Genomic DNA, 206 nt, shown 5'->3' on the forward strand with positions numbered 1-206 from the left:
GTTTCACTAAAGCAGTTACTCCGCTTCCTTCTGTTCTTCTACTTTCTTCTGTTCTTCGGCTTTCTTTTGTTCTTCGGCTTTCTTCTGTTCTTCTACTTTCTTTTGTTCTTCGGCTTTCTTTTGTTCTTCGGCTTTCTTTTGTTCCTCTGCTTTCTTTTGTTCTTCTACTTTCTTCTGTTCCTCTGCTTTCTTTTGTTCTTCTACTT

Annotated in this window: 1 protein-coding gene; it reads right to left on the reverse strand. The window is 37.9% G+C overall.

The window, feature by feature from the left end:
* Positions 1-15: 15 nt before the first annotated feature.
* Positions 16-206 (reverse strand): hypothetical protein (locus MR107_RS32190; protein ID WP_242293243.1); only part of this gene is annotated, 191 nt, incomplete at its 5' end.

The organism is Bacillus cereus group sp. BfR-BA-01441 (genome assembly GCF_022663075.1).
GTDB classification, from domain to species: Bacteria; Bacillota; Bacilli; order Bacillales; family Bacillaceae_G; genus Bacillus_A; species Bacillus_A cereus.